This is a genomic window from Pseudomonas antarctica, assembly GCF_900624995.1.
GTDB lineage: Bacteria > Pseudomonadota > Gammaproteobacteria > Pseudomonadales > Pseudomonadaceae > Aquipseudomonas > Aquipseudomonas antarctica.
Window position 1 is genome coordinate 1 of sequence record NZ_UYXQ01000015.1, and the last position, 19,577, is coordinate 19,577.

Below are 19,577 nucleotides of genomic sequence, written 5' to 3' on the forward strand. Positions count from 1 at the left end.
CCTCCGACCTACGGAACCCGACACGGCAGGCTGGCCAGCAACGGCACCAAGGCACGGCCAACGTGGCCGGCACCGAATACGGCGATCTGGGCTTGTACCTGACCCATGGGTTCGAACAGCAGCACGGTCACGCCGCCGCAGCACTGGCCCAGGCTGGCGCCGAGGCTGAAGCGCTCCAGATGGGTGTTTTGCTGGCCACGCACGAGCATGTCGCGGGCGATCTGCATCGCCTTGTATTCCAAGTGCCCGCCGCCGATGGTGTCGAAGGTCTGTGCGGCGCTGATGACCATCTTTGAGCCGGCATTGCGCGGCGTGGAGCCGAGCTCTTCGATGATGGTCACCAGCACGCAGGGTTCACCCCTGTTCTGCAGGTCGGCGAGGGCGCTGATCCAGTTGTTCATAGTCACCTCCAGTCAGATCGTTCCCACGTTCCGCGTGGGAATGCATACCGTGACGCGCTGCGTCACAAGAGCGGACGCAGAGCGTCCATGGCGGCATTCCCACGCTGAGCGTGGGAACGATCAAGCCAGCTCAGTTTCGACGGCTTTTGCAGCGGTCAACTGCCGCATCTGCTCACACCCCCACAACACCCTTTCCGGTGTCGCCGGCGCATCAATCTTGGGCTGATGGCGATACTCGCCCAAACTCGCCACGGCATCCTTGATCGCGCACCACGAGGCAATCCCGAGCATAAACGGCGGCTCGCCCACGGCCTTGGAATGGAACACGGTGTCTTCCGGGTTCTTGCGGTTTTCCACCAGCTTCACGCGCAGGTCCAGCGGCATATCCGCCACGGCCGGGATCTTGTAGCTGGCCGGGCCGTTGGTCATCAGCTTGCCTTTGTTGTTCCACACCAGCTCCTCCATGGTCAGCCAGCCCATGCCCTGGATAAAGCCGCCTTCGACCTGGCCGATGTCGATGGCCGGGTTCAGCGAGGCGCCTACGTCATGGAGGATGTCGGTGCGCAGCATCTTGTATTCGCCGGTGAGGGTGTCGACGATCACCTCGCAACAGGCCGCGCCGAACGCGAAGTAGTAGAACGGCCGCCCGCGCGCCTGACTGCGGTCGTAGAAGATTTTCGGGGTCTTGTAGAAGCCGGTGCTCGACAATGAGACCTGGGCGAAATACGCCTGCTGGATCAAGCTTTCAAAGGTCAGAATCTGATCGCGCACGCGCACATGGCCGTTGTGGAATTCCACGTCCGCTTCGCTCACGTCGTATTTGCGCGCGGCAAATTCCACCAAGCGTTGCTTGATGGTTTCGGCGGCGTTCTGCGCAGCCTTGCCGTTCAGGTCGGCACCGCTGGAAGCCGCCGTCGGCGAGGTGTTGGGCACCTTGTCGGTGTTGGTGGCGGTGATCTGTACGCGGTCGATTTCGACTTGGAACACTTCGGCCACCACCTGCGCAACCTTGGTGTTCAAGCCCTGGCCCATCTCGGTGCCGCCGTGGTTCAGGTGGATGCTGCCGTCGGTGTAGATGTGGATCAGCGCGCCGGCCTGGTTCAGGAAGCTGGCGGTAAACGAAATACCGAACTTCACCGGCGTCAGCGCCAGGCCTTTTTTCAGGATCGGGCTATGGGCGTTGTACAGGCGAATCGCTTCGCGGCGCTCGGCGTATTGGCTGCTGGCCTCAAGCTCGGCGGTCATTTCCTCGAGCATGTTGTGCTCGACGGTCTGGTAGTAGTGGGTGACGTTGCGCTCGGTCTTGCCGTAGTAGTTGGCCTTGCGCACCGCCAACGGGTCCAGCGCCAGGTGGCGGGCGATGGCGTCCATGACTTCTTCGATGGCGACCATGCCTTGCGGGCCGCCGAAGCCGCGATAGGCGGTGTTGGACGCGGTGTTGGTCTTGCAGCGATGGCCGTTGACCGTGGCGTCACCCAGGTAATACGCGTTGTCGGCGTGGAACATCGCGCGGTCGACAATCGAGTTCGACAGGTCGGGCGAGCAGCCGCAGTTACCCGCCAGTTCCAAGTTAATGCCGTGCAGGCGGCCGCTGTCGTCAAAGCCCACGTCGTATTCGATATAGAAGGGGTGACGCTTGCCAGTCATCAGCATGTCTTCGACGCGCGGCAGGCGCATTTTGGTCGGCTGGCCGGTGAGGCGCGCGACCACCGCGCACAGGCACGCGGGGCTGGCGGCCTGGGTTTCCTTGCCGCCGAAACCACCGCCCATGCGGCGCATGTCGACCACGATTTTGTTCATCGACACGTCGAGCACTTCGGCCACCAGCTTCTGCACTTCGGTGGGGTTTTGCGTGGAGCAGTAGACGATCATGCCGCCGTCTTCGGTGGGCATCACCGACGAGATCTGGGTTTCCAGGTAGAAGTGTTCCTGGCCACCGATGTGCAGCGTGCCCTGGATACGGTTTTTTGCCGTCGCCAGCGCGCCCACCGAATCACCGCGTTGGTGGGTATGGCTGTCGAGCACAAAGTGCTTGTTACGAAAGGCCTCGACCACATCCAGCACCGGTTCCAGGTCTTCGTATTCGATCACCGCGGCCATGGCAGCTTTGCGTGCGGTTTCCAGGTCGCGGGCGGCCACCGCCAGCACCACTTGGCCGACAAACTGCACGGTGTCGATGGCCAGCAACGGGTCGCCGGGCATCAGCGGGCCGATGTCTTTCAGGCCCGGCACGTCTTCGTGGGTGATCGCGATGCGCACACCTTCAAAGGCGTAGCAAGGCGCAGTGTCGATACTGATGATGCGGGCGTGGGCGCGGTCTGACATGCGCGCATACAGGTGCAATTGGTTAGGGAATTCCAGGCGGTCATCAATGTACTGCGCTTCGCCGCTGACGTGCTTGGCGGCGCTGTCATGCTTGACGCTGCGCCCGACTCCGGAGGTCAGGTCCTGGGTAAATAGCTCGGCAAGTTCGGCCTGGGTTTTAACGACGGCGTGATGGTTAGACATAAGCGGTCACCCGAGTCTCGATGTGCGGTGTTTGCAGTTCGATAAAGTATTTACGCAGCAAGTTCTGCGCGCTGAGCAGGCGGTATTCCTTGCTGGCGCGGAAGTCCGACAGCGGCGTGAAATCCTCGGCGAGGGCGGCGCAGGCTTTCTCTACGCTGGCGGCGTTCCAGGTGGCGCCGACCAATACGGCTTCGCAGCTTTTCGCGCGTTTTGGCGTGGCGGCCATGCCACCGAAGGCCACGCGGGCTTCGCTGATTACCCCGTTGTCGATCTTCAGGTTGAAGGCGGCGCACACAGCGGAAATGTCATCGTCCAGGCGCTTGGAAACCTTGTAGGCGCGAAATAGCGAATGGCCTTTAGGCACGATGATTTTCTCGATGAACTCGCTGTCTTGGCGCGCGGTGACGCGGTAGTCGATGAAGTAGTCTTCCAACGCCAAGGTGCGGCGCACATTGCCCTTGCACAGTACGATTTGCGCACCTAGGGCGATCAGCAGCGGCGGTGAATCACCAATCGGCGAGGCGTTGCCGATGTTGCCGCCCAAGGTGCCCTGGTTGCGGATTTGCAGGGAGGCGAAGCGGTGCAGCAAATCGCCGAAGTCCGGGTATTCGTGATGCAACGCACCGTAGCAGTCGGAAAGGGCGGTGGCGGCGCCGATTTCCAGGCGGTCGTCGTAGTTTTCGATGCGCTTCATCTCGTCGATATTGCCGACGTAGATCATCACCGGCAGGGTGCGGTGGAACTGCGTGACTTCCAGCGCCAGGTCGGTGCCGCCGGCCAGCAGTCGGGCTTGTGGGTAAGCGTCATAGAGGTCGGCCAGGTCGGCGACGGTCAGCGGCACCAGGCAGCGTTTGTCGCCACTGTTGAGCTCGCCGGTTTGCGTTGGCGCAATGGCTTTGAGGCGCGCGATGGTCTCGGCTTGGCGGCTGTCGAACTGGTCGACTGGTTTGTTGCAGCAGGCTTGTTCGGCGGCCGCAAGAATCGGGCGGTAGCCGGTGCAGCGGCACAGGTTGCCGGCCAGGGCTTCGTGGGCTTTTTGGCTGTCGGGCGCGTCGCTGTTCTTTTGCAGGGCAAACAGCGACATCACGAAGCCGGGTGTGCAAAAACCGCATTGCGAGCCGTGGCACTCGACCATGGCCTGTTGCACGCTGTGCAGTTGGCCTTGGTGCTTGAGGTCCTCGACGCTGATCAATTGTTTGCCGTGCAACGACGACACAAAGGTCAGGCACGAATTGAGGCTGCGATAACGAATCCGCTCCGCGCCTTGCGCGTCAGTGTGCAACTCACCGACCACCACGGTGCACGCACCGCAGTCGCCGCTGGCGCAGCCTTCCTTAGTACCGGATTTGCCCAGGTGCTCACGCAAATAGTTGAGCACGGTCAGGTTGGGGTCCAGGGCGTGCTCACTACGGAGTTCCTGGTTAAGTAAAAACTGGATCACGGAAGGCCTCGCAGACTCATTATTGTTGTTAACCGCTTTGCGCCGAATCTAGTCATGTCTGACTTTTCGGTCAATGATTTTCTGACCGGAAGGTCAAGAAACTGCGATCGCAACACGTTCAATTATGGTCCAGTCTTCTGGAACCGGCGTTTTTGGCGGCGTGTGGGTTTTCAACGCTGCTTATTTCATGCCAAATTCGCCACCGTGGGCGTAGCGCCATCAGCGGGCCAATGCGCTACACTGCCGCGTTTGTACAGATAGAAGAATCTGAAGGGAAAACATGACGTTCAAGGCGCCGGACAGTCTCGCCGAGCAAATTGCTCACCACCTCGCCGAACGTATCATTCGCGGCGATCTCAAGCCTGGGGAGCGGATCCAGGAACAGAAAGTCACGCTGGCATTAAATGTCAGCCGTGGTTCCGTGCGTGAAGCCTTATTGATCCTCGAACGTCGCCACCTGATCGCGATTCTGCCGCGCCGTGGTGCCCACGTCACCGAGCTGACCGCACACAAGGCGCAGAGCCTGTGCACGTTGATGGGCGAGTTGTACATTCTGCTCGGTAACGCAGTGGCCCTGGGCTGGCAGACCCAGGTCGACATGGCGCCGTTCCTGCAAATCCAGCAGCGTCTGGTGGGCAGTTTTGAGCGTCAGGATATCCGTGCCTTCGTCGAAGAAAGCTTCAACGTGATGCGCGCTGCTTACCCTTTTGCCAACAACCCCTATTTGCAGGAAACCGTCGAAAACCTGCAGCCGGCAATGAACCGCGCCTATTACCTGGCGCTGGATCAACGCAAGGCATCCATGAGCGAGTACCTGGCATTGTTCGAGCAACTGCTCGCCGCCGTGCTGGCCCGTGACCTGGTGCAGATTCGCCAGGTACTGTCGGCCTATGGCCAGCGCAGTTCCTCGCTGGTGATCGCTGCGTTGGCGGACGCCTAAGCGTGCGGCTCAAGTGCATCAAACTGGCGGGGTTCAAATCCTTCGTCGACCCGACCACGGTGAACTTCCCCAGTAACATGGCGGCAGTGGTGGGGCCCAATGGCTGCGGCAAGTCGAACATCATCGACGCCGTCCGCTGGGTGATGGGCGAGAGCTCGGCAAAAAACCTGCGCGGCGAGTCGATGACCGACGTCATCTTCAACGGCTCCACCAGCCGCAAGCCGGTGAGCCAGGCCAGTATCGAGCTGGTGTTCGACAACTCCGACGGTACCCTGGTCGGTGAATACGCGGCCTACGCGGAAATCTCGATCCGCCGCAAAGTGACGCGCGACAGCCAGAACAGCTACTTCCTCAACGGCACCAAGTGCCGGCGCCGTGACATCACCGATATCTTCCTCGGCACAGGCTTGGGCCCGCGCAGCTACTCGATCATCGAACAGGGCATGATCTCCAAGCTGATCGAAGCCAAGCCCGAAGACCTGCGCAACTTTATCGAAGAAGCGGCCGGCATCTCCAAATACAAGGAGCGCCGTCGCGAGACCGAAAACCGCATCCGCCGTACCCATGAAAACCTCGCCCGCCTGACCGACTTGCGTGAAGAACTGGAGCGTCAGTTGGAGCGCCTGCACCGCCAGGCCCAGGCCGCCGAGAAGTACCAGGAATACAAGGGCGAAGAACGCCAGCTCAAGGCGCAACTCTCGGCCCTGCGTTGGCAGGCGCTGAATGATCAGGTCGGCCAGCGCGAAGCGATCATCGGCACCCAGGAAATCAGCTTTGAAGCGCTGGTGGCCGAACAACGCAATGCCGACGCCAGCATTGAGCGCCTGCGTGACGGTCACCATGACCTCTCCGAGCGCTTCAACTTGGTGCAGGGGCGCTTTTATTCGGTGGGCGGTGATATCGCCCGGGTCGAACAGAGCATCCAGCACGGCCAGCAGCGTCTGCGCCAGTTGCAGGACGACTTGAAGGAAGCTGAGCGTGCGCGCCTTGAAACCGAATCGCACCTGGGTCACGACCGCACCTTGCTGCTGACCCTCGGCGAAGAGCTGGACATGCTCACCCCGGAGCAGGAAATCACCAGCGCGGCCGCCGAAGAGGCCGCCGCCGCCCTGGAAGAATCCGAAACCACCATGCACGGCTGGCAGGAGCAGTGGGACGCTTTCAACCTGCAATCCGCCGAGCCGCGCCGCCAGGCCGAGGTGCAGCAGTCGCGCATCCAGCAGCTGGAAACCAGCATGGAGCGCCTGGCCGAGCGTCAGCGTCGTCTGCAGGAAGAGCGCGTGTTGCTCGCCGCCGACCCGGAAGACGCGGCAATCATGGCGCTGAGCGAGCAACTGGCTGAAAGCGAAATGACCCTCGAAGAGCTTGAAGCCAGCGAAGAACAGCAAGTGGAGCGCCTGGAGCAATTGCGTCAGCAACTGCAACAGGCGACCCAGGCGCAGCAACAGGCCCAAGGCGATTTGCAGCGGCTGAACGGACGCTTGGCGTCCCTCGAAGCCTTGCAGCAAGCTGCCCTGGACCCGGGCACCGGCACGGCCGAGTGGCTGCGCGACCAACACCTGGCCGAACGCCCGCGCCTGGCCGAAGGCTTGAAGGTTGAGGCGGGCTGGGAACTGGCGGTGGAAACCGTGCTCGGTGCCGATCTGCAGGCTGTATTAGTCGATGATTTTGGCGGCTTCGACTTGGCCGGTTTCTCCCAAGGCGATCTGCGTTTGCTCAGCCCGGCTGCCGATGGCACCCGCGTGCCAGGCAGTCTGCTCGACAAAGTTGAAGCGGCGATTGACCTGTCGCCATGGCTGGGTCAGGTCAAGCCCGTGGACTCGCTGGAGCAAGCCCTGGCCCAACGCGGTCAGCTGGCGGCCGGCGAAAGTCTGATCAGCCGCGATGGCTACTGGGTGGGCCGCCACTTCCTGCGTGTGCGCCGTGCCAGCGAAGCCGAAAGCGGCGTATTGGCCCGTGGCCAGGAAATCGTCAACCTGAGCGCCGAACGCGAAGAGCGTGAAGCCACCCTGGAAAGCCTGGAAACCGAACTGCAAACCCTGCGCGCCACCCAGCGCCAGCAAGAGACCGGCCGTGAGCACCTGCGCCGTCTGTTGCAGGATGAAGCGCGCCAGCAAGGCGAACTCAAAGCCCAGCTGTCGGCGAGCAAAGCCAAGGCCGAACAACTGACCTTGCGCCGCACTCGCCTCGACGAAGAAGTGGCGGAGATGGGCGAGCAGCGTGTTCTGGAACACGAGCAAATCGGCGAAGCGCGCCTGCAGTTGCAGGAAGCCCTCGACAGCATGGCGCTGGACACCGAGCAGCGCGAACTGTTGCTGGCCCAACGCGACAGCCTGCGCGAACGCCTCGATCGTGTGCGCCAGGAAGCCCGTCAGCACAAGGATCACGCCCACCAGTTGGCGGTGCGCCTAGGCTCGCTGCAGGCTCAGCACACGTCCACGCGCCAGGCCCTTGAGCGCCTGGAGATGCAATCCGAACGCCTCACCGAAAAGCGCGAGCAACTGAGCCTCAACCTGGAAGAGGGCGAGGCGCCGCTGGAAGAGCTGCGGCTCAAGCTGGAAGCGTTGCTCGACAAACGCATGAGCGTCGACGAAGAACTCAAGACCGCGCAGATCGCGCTGGAAGACACCGACCGCGAACTGCGCGACGCGGAAAAACGCCGGACCCAGGCCGAGCAGCAATCACAGCTGATTCGCGGCCAGCTCGAACAACAGCGCATGGAATGGCAAGCCCTGACCGTGCGCCGCAAGACCCTGCAAGACCAGTTGCTGGAAGACGGCTACGACTTGCACGGCGTGCTTAATACGTTGACCGCCCAGGCCAACGAGAAAGACGCCGAAGAAGAACTTGAACGGATTGCTGCACGTATTCAGCGACTCGGCGCGATCAACCTCGCGGCCATCGACGAGTATCAGCAACAATCGGAGCGCAAACGTTATCTGGATGCCCAGGACGCCGACTTGGTGGAAGCCCTGGACACCCTGGAAAACGTGATCCGCAAGATCGACAAGGAAACCCGTAATCGCTTCAAAGATACCTTTGATCAGATTAATGGTGGTTTACAGGCGTTATTCCCGAAAGTTTTCGGTGGCGGCAGCGCCTACTTGGAACTGACGGGCGAAGATCTACTCGATACAGGGGTGACGATCATGGCGCGGCCTCCGGGCAAGAAGAACAGCACCATCCATTTGTTGTCCGGTGGCGAGAAGGCCCTGACGGCATTGGCCCTGGTATTTGCGATCTTCAAGTTGAACCCGGCGCCGTTTTGCATGCTCGACGAAGTTGACGCGCCGCTGGATGACGCTAACGTTGGACGCTACGCCCGGTTGGTTAAAGAGATGTCCCAGACCGTGCAGTTCATCTATATCACCCACAACAAGATCGCCATGGAAATGGCGGATCAGTTGATGGGTGTGACGATGCACGAACCGGGCTGTTCGCGATTGGTAGCGGTGGATGTCGAAGAAGCGATGGCGATGGTGGAATCCTGAACCGCGCCGGGAAAGGATTTTTATAGCGGGCTGTAGGAGGGTTTACGGGGCTGGCGAAAGTGGCAAATGGACATATTTTTTCAAGCCATTTTGACAGACGGTGTAAAGTTATCTTTGGTCGTGCTAGTTTAATGTCAATTTTTCGTATGCGTGGGCAAAACGTCAGTCAGAACATAGAGTTGGCGCCACGTTTTAAAGCGGTTTGCACGGTGCTAAACCCCTTATTTTTCAGCATTTTTTATTAGAGGCACGGGATTACATGGAAATCGGTCTGCGCGAGTGGCTGATCGTCATCGGCATTATTGTCATTGCCGGTATTCTTTTTGATGGCTGGCGCCGCATGCGCGGTGGCAAGGGCAAGCTTAAATTCCGTCTGGACCGCAACCTGTCCAACTTGCCTGACGACGACGGCAGCGCCGGGCTGCTGGGGCCGCCTCGTGTGCTGGATACGCATAAAGAGCCGCAATTGGACGAACACGACTTGCCGTCGATGAGCGCGCCGGTCCGTGAGGGCCGTGAACCGTCTTCCAAGCGTGGCAAGCGCGGCAGTGCTGCCGTTGCCGAGCCGCATCAGGGCGACCTGAACCTGGACGTCGATGACGGCCCAAGCTTCAGCAGCCGCGATGACGACTTCCCTGACGAGACCCCAACCAAGGGCGCGGCGCGCCAATCGGTCAACGATCAGCCGGCCGCCGAAGAAGTCTTGGTGATCAGCGTGATCTGCCGCGACGCTGCTGGTTTCAAAGGCCCGGCGCTGTTGCAGAACATCCTGGAAAGCGGCCTTCGGTTTGGCGAGATGGACATTTTTCACCGCCACGAAAGCATGGCGGGTAACGGCGAAGTGCTGTTCTCCATGGCTAACGCGGTCAAGCCGGGCACCTTCGATCTGGACGATATCGACCTGTTCAGCACGCCGGCCGTGAGCTTCTTCCTCGGCCTGCCAGGCCCGCGTCACCCCAAACAAGCCTTCGACGTGATGGTGGCCGCCGCACGCAAGCTGTCGCAGGAACTCAATGGCGAGCTCAAGGACGACCAACGCAGCGTCCTGACTGCCCAGACCATCGAACACTACCGTCAGCGCATCGTTGAGTTCGAGCGTCGCGCCCTGACACAGAAACGCTGAGGATTGGTCTTCAGCGTTGTCGGTAGAATAAGCGCACTAACATATTGAGCAGCTTCGGCTGCTCTTTTGCTTTCTGAGAGAACACCCATGACCGCCGCCCATACCCGCATCCTCCAACTGCGCGCTGAACTGGATCAGCACAACTACCGCTACCACGTCCTCGACGAGCCGAGCATTCCGGACGCCGAGTACGACCGGTTGTTCCACGAGCTAAAGGCCCTGGAAGCTGAGCATCCGCAGTGGGTGACGCGTGATTCACCGACGCAGCGGGTCGGCAGTGCTGCGTTGTCGGCGTTCACTCAGGTAAAGCACGAAATCCCGATGCTCAGCCTCGGTAACGCCTTTGATGAAACCACCATGCTCGAGTTTGATCGCCGGGTCACCGAAGGTCTGGACTTGCCGGTGGGCGATCTGTTCGGCGGCGGCGCGGCGGTGCAATACAGTTGCGAGCCCAAGCTCGATGGCCTGGCGGTCAGCCTCTTGTATCAAAACGGCGAGCTGGTACGCGGCGCCACCCGTGGCGACGGCACCACCGGCGAAGACATCAGCGTGAATGTGCGCACCGTGCGCAATATCCCGCTGAAGCTGCACGGCAGCGGCTGGCCGGCGACGCTTGAAGTGCGTGGCGAAGTGTTCATGTCCAAGGCCGGTTTCGAGCGGCTGAACGCCTCGCAGTTGGAAGTCGGCGGCAAGACCTTCGCCAACCCCCGTAACGCTGCTGCTGGTAGCCTGCGCCAGCTGGATTCGAAGATTACCGCCAGCCGCCCGCTGGAATTCTGCTGCTATGGCATTGGCCAGGTGACGGCGGATATCAGCGACACCCACATCGGCAACTTGCAGCAATTGCAGAAGTGGGGCATGCCGATCAGCCACGAGTTGAAGTTGGCCAATGGCATCCAGGAATGCCTGGACTACTACCGCGACATTGGCGAACGGCGTAACAGCCTGGGTTATGAAATCGACGGCGTGGTGTTCAAGGTCAACAGCATTGCCTCGCAGCGCGAACTGGGCTTTCGCGCCCGCGAACCGCGCTGGGCCATTGCGCATAAATTCCCGGCCATGGAAGAGCTGACCGAACTGCTTGATGTGGAATTCCAAGTGGGCCGCACCGGCGCGGTGACGCCGGTGGCGCGCCTCAAGCCAGTCAAGGTCGCGGGAGTAACCGTGTCCAACGCCACTTTGCACAACATGGATGAAGTCGCGCGTCTGGGCCTGATGATCGGCGACACCGTGATCATCCGCCGCGCCGGGGATGTGATTCCGCAGGTCGTGTCGGTGGTCACCGAGCGCCGTCCGCAAAGCGCGCGTGCGGTGCAGATCCCCGAGCATTGCCCGGTGTGCGGCTCCCACGTGGAGCGCACGCAACTGGTGAGGCGCAGCAAGGGCAAGGAAACCGTCAGCGAAGGCGCGGTGTACCGCTGCGTCGGGCGCCTGGCCTGTGGCGCGCAGCTCAAGCAGGCGATTATCCATTTTGTCTCGCGCCGTGCCATGGACATCGACGGTCTGGGCGACAAGACCATCGAACAACTGGTGGATGAGAAGCTCATCGGTTCGCCGGCCGATCTCTACAAATTGAAGTATGAGCAGATCATCGACCTGGAAGGCTTTGCCGATATTTCCAGCAAGAAGTTGATTACCGCCATCGAAAACAGCAAGACGCCGACCCTGGCGCGCTTCATCTACGCCCTGGGCATTCCTGATGTAGGCGAGGAGACCGCCAAGGTGCTGGCGCGCTCGCTGGCGTCCCTGGAGCGCGTGCAGATGGCCTTGCCGCAAGTGCTGACGTACCTGCCGGACGTCGGCCTGGAAGTGGCGCACGAGATTCACAGCTTTTTCGAAGACAGCCACAACCAGGAGGTGATTGGCGCGCTGTTGTCGCCAGACGAATGCGCCCTGCAATTGCAGGAGCAGGGCGACCTGAGCGCCGAGTTCGCTGCCAGCACCACATTGGGCGGCTTGCTCGACAAGCTGTACGTGCCCAGCGTCGGCCCTGGCGCTGCGCAGAAACTGGCGGATAAATTTGGCTCTCTGGAAGGCGTGATCAAGGCCGACTGGCTGGACATGCGCCAGGCGCTGCCCGAGAAGCAGGCCAAAGCCGTGCGCGACTTCTTCGATAACGCAGACAACGCCAACCATGCCTTGGCCATCGAGCAGCAGCTCAAGGACTTCGGCATGCACTGGCAGAGCGAGAAGAGGGTCGTCGAAGGCTTGCCGGAAGCCGGGCATACCTGGGTGCTGACCGGCTCCCTGGAGTTGATGAGCCGCGATGTGGCCAAGGACAAACTCGAAAGCCTGGGCGCCAAGGTCGCGGGTTCGGTGTCGGCCAAAACCCATTGCGTGGTCGCAGGGCCTGGCGCCGGCTCGAAGTTGGCCAAGGCCACCGAGCTGGGGCTCAAGGTACTCGACGAAGAAGCGTTTGTGGCGTTCTTGGCCAAACACAACATCACCGTCTGACGGCGCGTGTGGGCCGTGAGCTTATTGTGGCGAGCGGGTTTGCGCCGTGTTGGGCTGCGCAGCAGCCCCATCGCGCGTTGAACGATTGCAGGCGGAATATGATCTAGTCTTGGTCACCTAGGGAGAGTTCGCCATGTTCCGCTACTTCGAGCAACTCAGTTCGCGCATCGGCGCACCGTTCATGGGCCAAACCTCGCGCAACAGCAAGGTGTGGCAATGCCGTTGCGGTCAGTCCCTGTTCTTTCGCAACAGCCAGTGCCTGGCTTGCCAAGCGCTGCTGGGCTATCAGCCGCAGCAAAGCCGCTTGTCGTCGCTGCAACCTGGACCGGTCGCCGGCACGTGGCTTGCGGACGACAACCTGGCGGCCGGCGCCTTCCGCCGCTGTGCCAACCTCGACACTCCGGCAGCCTGCAACTGGCTGATTCCCGCCCATAGCACCGCACCGTTATGCGTGGCCTGCAGCCTCAATCGCACCATTCCCGACTTGTCTGTGCCGGAAAACCCCGAACGCTGGGGCAAAGTAGAAACTGCCAAGCGCCGACTGGTCGCGCAATTGATCAGCCTGGGCTTGCAGGTGGTGCCTAAAAGCGTCGATGAAGACGCCGGCCTGGCTTTCGATTTCGTCGGCATCGACCTGGAGGGCAACGCGCCCACCACGGGCCATGCCAACGGCTTGATCACCCTGGACATCAAGGAAGCCGACGACGCCCATCGCGAAAAACTCCGCGTACAGATGCGCGAGCCCTATCGCACGCTGCTCGGCCATTTTCGCCATGAGGTCGGGCACTACTATTGGGACCAACTGATCGCTAACAGCCATTGGCTCGAACCGTTTCGCACCCTGTTCGGCGACGAACGCGCCAGCTATGCCGAGGCTCTCGACCGGCATTACCAGCACGGCCCGCGTCCGGACTGGGCGCAAACGTGCGTCAGCGCCTACGCCACTATGCACCCCTGGGAAGACTGGGCCGAAACCTGGGCCCACTACCTGCACATGATGGACGCCGTCGACACGGCCCTGGGCTTTGGCATGAGCGCCCGCGAGATGGACTTGGATTATCAGCCCTTCCCCCTGAGCACGCTCCACGACCCCGAACACCCCGGTGGTGCGGCGTTCCTGTCATTCGTCAATGCGTGGATCGAACTGGCTGGCATGCTCAATGAGCTGTCACGCAGCATGGGCCAGCCGGATTTCTATCCCTTCGTGTTGCCGCCGGCGGTGATCGCCAAGCTGCACTTCATTCACCTGGTGATCCAGGAGGAGGGTGGCAGGGCCGATGAGTCCGTGATTCGGTAGTGGCACAAGTGCTTGAGTCGATTCATATTTTAATCCGGCGTCAACGGTTGTAAGTTCCGATCAGATCGGTACAATGGCGCGGCTTGCCGAGAGGCCAGCGTCGTTATGGTGACCCCATCGGTCCCCCCGCAACGATTACCCGTGAACCTGGTCAGAGCCGGAAGGCAGCAGCCACAGCGGGAACATTGTGTGCCGGGGTGTGGCTGGTGGGGTTGCCTCCATAACGCTCTGCTTGTATCCCCCAAATTCCAATCTTTTATGTGTTTTGCTGGCATTCACTGCCTGCGAAGTGTTTTTTGCTGTGCGCTCGATAGCACTACGGGCGGTAAAGGGGGAATGCCTTTATCACCGGCACTATTTCCTGCCCGATTGCCGTCACGCTTTGTGAAAGCTCGGCCGGTGTCTGCGGTTTATCGGCCGGTACGTTCCTGGCGAAATGAAAGATGATGGTCTGGCCCGTGCCGCTGTCGCGGTAATACTTGAAGAAACTGTATTCACAAAAGTGCCCGTCTTTACGCAGCGCCGAGGGATAAAACAGCATCAAATACAGGATCCCGGTGCGGTTGTCCGTCGACATGATCGCCGGCATCTGCGGGTTTTCCTTCTGGTGCAGTTGGACGGTGCGTGTGCGCAGTTCCAGGGGTTCGAAGCGGTTCAGTTCGGCAGGGACCACGGTGAAGTCCACCCTTTCATTCCAGGCTTCGACGCTTTCGTTCTCTGGGAAATACTCCCGCAGGCCATTTTTCTGGAATTTCAGTACAAACGTTTTGCCGTCGAATATCACTGAATGGGTTTGCGCAATTGAAGGGCGCGACAGATCAGGTGCCACGGCGCCAGGGGCCTTGGCGCCATTCACAGTAGCCCAGAAGGGCTATCACCTGCGCTGAAGGGTGGCATACTTGGCGTTTGCCCGCTGAAACGACCTGCGCGTCAGATGATGATAGCCGTGACGAATCTTCACTGGCTCTGAGGATGTATGCACCCCGAACATTTTGATTTATCCAGCCCCGTTTTCTTGCCCATCACCTTTGAAACCGCCAAGGGCGTGTTGGAAGCCGCTGACGTAAAGGCACTTGTCACCCTGACCAATCCCGAATTGGCCGCGCTGCTGGTCATACAGAACCTGGCGCAAATGCCTGAAAAGGATCTCACCGCTCAGAATGCCGAGAAAATTCTGGCCAAGCTGATTGGCTGGGCTGTCGAGGCCAGGCATTTAGCGGTTGGGGGGTTACAGTCGGAGGCACGGCGTCTGTTCGACCCGCGTAAGTTGTACTTCGGCCTGGACGTCGTGAAAAAGTTGAAGCTGCGTTTTCTGCTGGCCGATGAAGTCCTGGCGCAGGCGTATCTGTTGCCTGATGGCCAGTGGGATGCGGGGTACAAGCTGCGTCACCTTCAAGGTAACAACCCGTTCAGTCAGCAGATGGTCACGCCCAGGCATCGCGAGCGTTGGTTGAGCGTTGAGCAAGACAAACTAATCAAAACCTTTCGTGCCAATTTGGACGAGAACCTGCATGTGCAAGGCTATGCCGGGATAGGCAAGAGCCACCTGCTGGTTGCCTTGATCGAACACCTGCAGCCGGGAAAAGCACTGCTGTTGGCGCGCAGCGATGACAAGTTGGACACACTGCGTCGACGCATGGTGACGCAGACTGAGAAGCGAGCAGGCCAGACCTTCCAGGGCTTTGCGAGCACCTTGTTGTACGGCCCAAGGGCCCAATCGGCGCGTACGCCGCTGAGAGGGCCGAGCCGGGAAGCGCTGGCGCAGGAGTTGAATGTCCTCGGCTTTCGTCACCTCGATGCGCCCGCTGCCCTGGAGGTGTGCTTCAAGGTGCTCGAATGCTATTGCAGTTCCCGGGATTACAGCCTGTCGGAGCGGCACCTGCCTTTTTTCAAGCAGCCTCTGGCCAGCGTGGATATCAGGGTGCTCCTGGAGTATTCGAGCCGTGTGTGGCGCTACCTTGAGGCGAACCCGCTATGGGCCAGCCAGACGGGCTTTGATGCGTTGTTGATGATCAAGCGTGCAAGCTTGGCGGGCTGTGTGGTGCCGCCTCGTTATACGCACGTGTTCATTGACGAGAGCCAGGATATTCCCGAATCGTTGATGCAGATTATTGAGCGTGGCCGTCAAGTGCTGATTACCCTTGGGGATGAGTATCAGCAGACCCGTGGGGTCATGGTCACACGGGGGCGCGATGTTCGGCACAGTAATATCAGCTACTCCGTGCGATCAGGCCGCAATGTCGAGCAATTGGTTAATCCGCTGATCCACCGGCACTCGAACAAGAGCAAGGTGCTTTTCGAGGGCGCCCGTGATGCTGACGTCGGCATTGAGTTTTACCCGATGGGCTTTGTGCCACCGCAAGGCTGTGTGGTGTTGACCGCGTCCAAATGGGACATGATGAAGTGGGCCCTGCAACTGCACGATGCCAATTGTGCATTCAGTTTTGCCCAGGCCGCGGCGCAGCGCGATCTCATCTATTTCATGACCACCGCGATCGAATTGTTCAAGTCGGACTTCTACACCCCCGGTCAGAGCACAAAGGGCGTGCACCCGTATTTCAGCGACTTGCCCGACTGGAAACAGGTGCGTGAGGCCAATCAATTTGATGAAGCGTTTCTCTGGGTTGAGTCCGAGTTGGATAATGGCTTCAAAGTCGCCGATTTAACCCAATTGAACCGGATGATCGGTCCACCCGGCAAAAGCTGCCTGCTGATGATGGCGGAGGACGCCGGGGGCATGGAGTTCGATCGGGTTCTGCTGACGACCGAACTGCTCACCAGCGTGAGGTTCAAGAATGCTTATGAGCTGGATGCGCGGATCTGTGCTGTGTACATCGCAATCTCGCGCGCCAAGCAGCAGCTTTATCTTCCTTACGATGTGGTCGAGTGGATCGAGTACCACGGTCATCAATACCGTGAAACCCCCGGTTTTTGAGGCGTTGCACAGGTCTTACTGAGCACGTTTTTAGCAAGCCAATACGGCAATCTGCTGGACAACTCTACGCCGCGTGCTAACGTCATAAATGGTTTTTTAGAACATGACCGTGGTGCTGGAGTAGTGAAGATGTGATGGCACTTATTTCCTTAACAAGGATGATTGCCATGACCAGCCCTCAAGGGTTACCCAGTCTTATCAGTGCCTCTGTGGGCACCCCAGGCAAGGCCCACAATGTGCCTGCTGATGTTCACACTATCCAGCTTCTGTTGAATCTGATCGCACCCACATCGGTTTCGCCCTTGGTGTTGGACGGCAGGTGCGGGCCTCTGTTGATCCACCGCATCCGCGACTATCAGTTGAATCGTCTCAAGTTTGCCAATGCCGATGGGGTGATTGACCCGGCAGGTCGGACCTTCAGCAGCTTGGTTGAAGAGGCGCGCAAGGCAAATTCCGCCCCCCAGGCCAATGAGTTTGCTGCCAAGGTTAAACAGCTCCCTGGGCTCGCCCCGGCGCCGATCCAACCTCTGTCGGACAAGCAGCAATGGGTTACGACGGCCACATGCGATGGTGGCGTAACCCTGCTCGAAGCTGACTTTCAGAACGCTGCCATTCAGTTAGGTGGCGCTATCTCGATGAATATCATCAAGGCTTTCGCCACTGTCGAGTCCGGTGGGCGCTCCGGGTTCGGGCCAGCCAAAATGCCGATAATTGCCTATGAGAGGCACATCTTTCGTAAATATACCAAGGGCAAATACGACAAGAGCCATCCCTATTTGTCTGCTCCTTACCTGGTCAAGGCCGACCAGCAATGGCGAGCCAATAACAAGGACCAGGCGACGGCGTGGAGGACCTTGTCCGATGCGTTCAATTTGGACCAGAAGGCGGCGCTGATGTCGGCGTCCTACGGAATGTTTCAAATCATGGGCTTCAACTTCGCCGCCTGCGGCTACAAGACCGTGTTCGATTTTGTCAGCGCGATGAAGCTCAATGCTGGCCACCAATTGCAGGCGTTCGTCGGTTTTTGCCGCAAGAACCCGGCCTTGCTCAAGGCCATGAAGAATAAGGATTATGCCGGCATGGCCTTCAACTACAACGGCAGTGATTATGGCGACTACGACAAGCGAATCCAAAAAGCCTATGAGGCATTGGAAAGGAAAAAGTAGCCGCGCATGACGGCTGTTTCACAACGCTCATAGCGCCTACTGGACAACCGAAAACCATCTTGTTAGTTTGCGCCGGCCACTTGTTTCAATATGTGACAAGTGTGCCGGCTTGATATTGAAGTGCTATCACTTCTTTAACTAACAAGGATGTCTGTGATGAAAAGCCTGCAAGGGTTGCCCCGTCTTATCAGTGCTTCGGTAGGCGCGCCCAGTAAAGCGCGCAACTTGCCTGCCGATGTTCAGTGCATCCAGTATTTATTCAATTTGATCATTCCCAAGATGGGTTTCCCGCTGACCGAAAACGGCAAATGCGACGGCCAGTTGGTGCAGTGCATCAGCCAGTATCAGTTTCGCCATCTCAAATACGCGCACCCCGATGGTGTGATCGACCCTACCGGCCGGACCTTCAATAGCCTGATCGAAGAAGCGGTGAAGGTGCCGGTGAAAACCTTCCCGACCATGCGTATTCCGAGCTTTCTCAATGTGTTCGGCAATAACAACGGCGACGCCGTGCAGGCCACGGTCAATGTGTACCTGGACCGCATGCGCGCGATGGTCGAGGCCGAGCGGCGCAACCGGCAATTGATGCTCCAGGCCACGTGCGATGGCGGCATGACGCTCACCGAGACCGACTTCCAGAACGCCGCCACACACTTGGGCAGCGGTATTTCGGTGAATATCATCAAGGCCTTCGCTACCGTCGAGTCCGGTGGGCGCTCCGGTTTCGGTCCCGCCAAATTGCCGGTGATCGCTTTTGAAGGGCACCTGTTTCGCAAGTACACCAAGCATATCTACGACCAGGCGCACCCGCTGCTGTCGTATCCCTATGTGAAGAAAGCCGGGCCGCAGTGGCAGGCCAATAACAAAGACCAAACCAAGGCGTGGGAAACCATGGCCACCGCGTTTGCGCTGGACCAGGAAGCGGCGTTGATGTCAGCGTCCTGGGGCATGTTTCAGATCATGGGGTTCAACTACACCTCTTGTGGTTACAAAACCGTGTTTGAATTCGCGGCGGCATTAAAGATAAATGCTGGCAACCAATTAAAGGCATTCCTCGGTTTTTGCAGCAAAAGCCCGGCGTTGATCAAAGCCATGAAAGACAAAGACTACGTCGCCATGGCGCGTAACTATAACGGCAAGGATTACGGCGATTATGACCGCCGTATCAAGCATGCCTACGAAGCACTTGAGGGGAAGAAATAAGATGATCCGATTTCTAGCAGTGGGCGTGTTGTCGTTATGTGCCGTGACGCCCGCATGGGCCAGCACCGCCGAGTTGCACTCGGGCAAGTACGAAGGGTTGATGCTGGCGGTCACGCCTGATCACCAAGTCGAAGGTTACTACGTAGAAGAATTGGGCGAGGGCGTGACGCGCACGTGCACGTTCTATCTGCAAGGCAAGCCCGAAGCGCTCACCACCTGGCTCGATGAGGCCTACCCTGGCAGCGTGGCGGCCTCCTCCGACGGCGTGACGCTGACCGTGGAACAGGGCCGTCAGCATCCGGGCTGCATGAGCGTGCTGATGCCGGAAATCGCCACCGGGCTGGACCTGACCCAGACCGCCAGCAACCAATGGATCGGCCTGGTGACGGTGACTGCCGACAAGGCGCCGCTGCTGAAAACCCCTGGCGACACTGCTGGCAAGCACCCGTATATCATCAAGGATGATGTGGTCGGCGTACTGGCGTTCAAGGATGGTTGGGCCCAGGTGGCGTTCACCAATGCCAAGGACCATACGTTCACCGGCTGGATCAGCCAGGACCAATACAGTCGCCTGTCTGCACCCAAAAGCTGAGCCAGCAGCCAGAGCTGTGTAGAACT

General features: G+C 59.6%; 12 protein-coding genes, 1 other RNA gene and 1 pseudogene. 10 read left to right on the forward strand and 4 right to left on the reverse strand.

Translation table 11 applies throughout. The annotated features are described in order from the left end of the window. Positions 1-14 precede the first annotated feature (14 nt). The 3 genes and pseudogenes from E0F99_RS11780 to xdhA all read right to left on the reverse strand — a co-directional run. Positions 15-401: pseudogene (locus E0F99_RS11780) on the reverse strand (XdhC family protein); the annotation flags it as partial. Between the two features lie 120 nt (positions 402-521). Then, on the reverse strand, positions 522-2,909 hold the full coding sequence (gene xdhB / locus E0F99_RS11785) for a xanthine dehydrogenase molybdopterin binding subunit (protein ID WP_083357345.1): 2,388 nt from the start codon (positions 2,907-2,909) through the stop codon (positions 522-524). Beyond that, positions 2,902-4,350: a xanthine dehydrogenase small subunit gene (gene xdhA, locus E0F99_RS11790; protein ID WP_083357346.1), complete on the reverse strand. Its 1,449-nt coding sequence runs from the start codon at positions 4,348-4,350 to the stop codon at positions 2,902-2,904. The genes xdhB and xdhA overlap by 8 nt, the downstream gene beginning before the upstream one ends. Before the next feature lie 280 nt (positions 4,351-4,630). On the opposite strand from xdhA, the gene E0F99_RS11795 reads away from it, so the two are divergent. From E0F99_RS11795 to ffs, 6 genes are all read left to right on the forward strand, one after another. Further along, complete coding sequence (locus E0F99_RS11795) at positions 4,631-5,290, forward strand: GntR family transcriptional regulator (protein ID WP_083357347.1); 660 nt, start codon at positions 4,631-4,633, stop codon at positions 5,288-5,290. A gap of 2 nt (positions 5,291-5,292) precedes the next feature. Continuing rightward, the gene (gene smc / locus E0F99_RS11800) at positions 5,293-8,781 is read left to right on the forward strand and encodes a chromosome segregation protein SMC (RefSeq protein WP_083357348.1); all 3,489 of its coding nucleotides are present in this window, start codon (positions 5,293-5,295) and stop codon (positions 8,779-8,781) included. Positions 8,782-9,040: 259 nt separating this feature from the next. Further along, positions 9,041-9,904 (forward strand): cell division protein ZipA, encoded by an 864-nt coding sequence (gene zipA / locus E0F99_RS11805; protein ID WP_130908776.1) that lies wholly within the window; start codon positions 9,041-9,043, stop codon positions 9,902-9,904. 87 nt (positions 9,905-9,991) lie between these two features. Beyond that, positions 9,992-12,358 carry an NAD-dependent DNA ligase LigA gene (gene ligA, locus E0F99_RS11810; RefSeq protein ID WP_083357350.1) on the forward strand — a complete coding sequence of 789 codons (2,367 nt, stop codon included), beginning with the start codon at positions 9,992-9,994 and terminating at the stop codon, positions 12,356-12,358. Between the two features lie 133 nt (positions 12,359-12,491). Then, a complete protein-coding gene (locus E0F99_RS11815; RefSeq protein WP_083357351.1) occupies positions 12,492-13,655 on the forward strand; it encodes a zinc-binding metallopeptidase family protein in 1,164 nt (387 codons plus the stop codon). Positions 13,656-13,770: 115 nt separating this feature from the next. Continuing rightward, positions 13,771-13,867: signal recognition particle sRNA small type (gene ffs, locus E0F99_RS11820), an RNA gene on the forward strand. Positions 13,868-13,971: 104 nt separating this feature from the next. Here the strand turns inward: ffs and E0F99_RS11825 are convergent. Next, on the reverse strand, positions 13,972-14,484 hold the full coding sequence (locus tag E0F99_RS11825) for a hypothetical protein (protein ID WP_173667111.1): 513 nt from the start codon (positions 14,482-14,484) through the stop codon (positions 13,972-13,974). A 147-nt stretch (positions 14,485-14,631) separates the two neighbouring features. Between E0F99_RS11825 and E0F99_RS11830 the strand changes: the two genes are divergently transcribed. The 4 genes from E0F99_RS11830 (at position 14,632) to E0F99_RS11845 (ending at position 19,551) form a co-directional block, all read left to right on the forward strand. Continuing rightward, on the forward strand, positions 14,632-16,590 hold the full coding sequence (locus E0F99_RS11830; RefSeq protein ID WP_083357353.1) for a hypothetical protein: 1,959 nt from the start codon (positions 14,632-14,634) through the stop codon (positions 16,588-16,590). Between the two features lie 167 nt (positions 16,591-16,757). Continuing rightward, positions 16,758-17,756 carry an N-acetylmuramidase family protein gene (locus E0F99_RS11835; protein ID WP_083357354.1) on the forward strand — a complete coding sequence of 333 codons (999 nt, stop codon included), beginning with the start codon at positions 16,758-16,760 and terminating at the stop codon, positions 17,754-17,756. Positions 17,757-17,912: 156 nt separating this feature from the next. Then, positions 17,913-18,959 (forward strand): N-acetylmuramidase family protein, encoded by a 1,047-nt coding sequence (locus tag E0F99_RS11840; RefSeq protein WP_083357355.1) that lies wholly within the window; start codon positions 17,913-17,915, stop codon positions 18,957-18,959. Position 18,960: 1 nt separating this feature from the next. Further along, positions 18,961-19,551, forward strand: coding sequence for a hypothetical protein (locus tag E0F99_RS11845; RefSeq protein ID WP_083357356.1), 591 nt, complete (start codon positions 18,961-18,963; stop codon positions 19,549-19,551). Positions 19,552-19,577: the final 26 nt, after the last annotated feature.